The 2,500-nt window shown below is 50.7% G+C and carries 1 tRNA gene and 1 rRNA gene (1 of these 2 running past the window's edge); both read right to left on the bottom strand.

What is annotated here, in order from left to right:
- A 23S ribosomal RNA gene (locus CPJ18_RS21430) occupies nucleotides 1-1,704 on the bottom strand; it reaches 1,103 nt to the left of the window's first position.
- A 549-nt stretch (nucleotides 1,705-2,253) separates the two neighbouring features.
- A tRNA-Ala gene (locus CPJ18_RS21425) sits at nucleotides 2,254-2,329 on the bottom strand.
- Between the last annotated feature and the right edge of the window lie 171 nt (nucleotides 2,330-2,500).

The following is a 2,500-nucleotide window of genomic DNA, read 5'->3' as shown; positions in this document are numbered from 1 at the left end:
CAGTCGCTACCCCCTGGTCTGTGCCACCCCATACTAGTTGCCTAACATGGGGTCACGCTTCTTCCGAAGTTACGCGTGCAATTTGCCGAGTTCCTTCAACATAGTTCTCTCAAGCGCCTTGGTATACTCTACCTGACCACCTGTGTCGGTTTCGGGTACGGTCTATACGGTGGAGCTATTTCCTGGAACCTCTTCGCCGCACATTCAATCCAATAAGAATGTACAACACACGAGATCCGTCACTACCACCAGGCCCACGAATATTAACGTGGTTCCCATCGACTACGCGTGTCCGCCTCGTCTTAGGGGCCGGCTAACCCTGCTCAGATTAACTTTAAGCAGGAACCCTTGGTCTTTCGGCGAGGGAGTCTCTCACTCCCTTTATCGTTACTCATGTCAACATTCGCACTTCCGATATCTCCAGGGGCCCTCACGGGTCCCCCTTCACAGACTTACGGAACGCTCCGCTACCACAAAACAGCCACTACGACTGTCTTATCCTCAGCTTCGGTGCATGGCTTTAGCCCCGTTACATTTTCGGCGCAAAGACCCTTATTTAGACCAGTGAGCTGTTACGCTTTCTTTAAATGATGGCTGCTTCTAAGCCAACATCCTGGTTGTTTTGGGATCCTCACATCCTTTCCCACTTAGCCATGACTTGGGGACCTTAGCTGGAGGTCAGGGTTGTTGCCCTCTTCACGACGGACGTTAGCACCCGCCGTGTGTCTGCCGATTAGTACTCCTCGGTATTCGGAGTTTGGTTAGGATCAGTAAGACGGTGAGTCCCCATAGCCCATCCAGTGCTCTACCCCCGAGGGTATTCGATCGACGCACTACCTAAATAGTTTTCGCGGAGAACCAGCTATTTCCGAGTTTGATTGGCCTTTCACCCCTAGCCACAAGTCATCCCAATCTATTGCAACAGATATGGGTTCGGCCCTCCAGTTGGTGTTACCCAACCTTCAGCCTGCTCATGGCTAGATCACTCGGTTTCGGGTCTAATGCAACAAACTAAACGCCCTATTCAGACTCGCTTTCGCTACGCCTACACCTACCGGCTTAAGCTTGCTTGCTACACTAAGTCGTTGACCCATTATACAAAAGGTACGCCGTCACTCTTTCGAGCTCCGACTGCTTGTAGGCATCCGGTTTCAGGTTCTATTTCACTCCCCTCGTCGGGGTGCTTTTCACCTTTCCCTCACGGTACTTGTTCGCTATCGGTCATGCACGAGTACTTAGGCTTGGAGAGTGGTCTCCCCATGTTCAGACAGGATTTCACGTGTCCCGCCCTACTCAAGGACAATGAGTGTTCTACGTGTACGGGGCTATCACCCGCTATGGCCACCTTTTCCAAAGTGTTCCACTTTATTCCTCATTGCCACTGGCCTGGTCCGCGTTCGCTCGCCACTACTTACGGAGTCTCGGTTGATGTCCTTTCCTTCAGGTACTTAGATGTTTCAGTTCCCTGAGTTCGCTTCTTACACCCTATGTATTCAGATGCAGATACCTTATTACAATGCTTGGAAACCTAAGCCGTACCGAAGCACAACTTAGATTCTCCAAGCATTTAAGGTGGGTTCCCCCATTCGGAAATCCATGGATCAAAGCTTATTCGCAGCTCCCCACGGCTTATCGCAGCGTATCACGTCCTTCTTCGCCTGTGCATGCCAAGGCATCCACCAAATGCCCTTAATTCACTTCTTCGTTCTCATTGTCTATGCTCATCCATAGTCGTCCCTTTCGGAGCGACAACCCGATTACCTTTTACAATCAGGTCATTTCTTGATGACATCGACGTGTCGATACAGTCCTCTTTGAAGGCACGCCGGTGCACTTCGAGGCCGTATCATTAAGACCAGCTTCTCGAGATATCATCCGGTGATGCGCGGTCAGGCAACATCAATCCAGCATNATCATTAAGACCAGCTTCTCGAGATATCATCCGGTGATGCGCGGTCAGGCAACATCAATCCAGCATCTTCATCAGAGGAACCGAAGTTCCAACAACAAAAATGCCTCAGGACAAGCTTTCCTACCTACTCCAATCCCTCCACCAATTCCGGCCGACTAAGCCATCACAAGGTTTCACTGAGACTGGGCTCGGACGCCTTGAACCAATGGTTCAAAACACCTGGAAGCTTCCAGACATATCTTCTCTTCACAATGCAGACAGAACAGGCACAATCTCATTCGAGATGTGCAAACTTTTATTTCTTCAGAAGACAATTGCCGATATCTCGACACCAATCGATTTGGTGGAGCTTATCGGGATCGAACCGATGACCCCCTGCTTGCAAAGCAGGTGCTCTCCCAGCTGAGCTAAAGCCCCATCCAGCTCGATCGCCTCAGACCATAACAATCCAAGGTTTCGGCAACAATTCGCGTCAGGATCCCAACGGCATTCCGTCATCCCAAACCCTCATTCGCAAATGCAAATGGTGGGCCCGGGTAGACTTGAACTACCGACCCCACGCTTATCAAGCGTGTGCTCTAACCAACT

It is taken from the genome of Agrobacterium rosae (assembly GCF_002915175.1).
Taxonomy (GTDB): Bacteria; Pseudomonadota; Alphaproteobacteria; order Rhizobiales; family Rhizobiaceae; genus Agrobacterium; species Agrobacterium rosae.
Note: the sequence above shows the minus strand (reverse complement) of the source record. Positions and strands in the feature narration are given on the sequence as shown.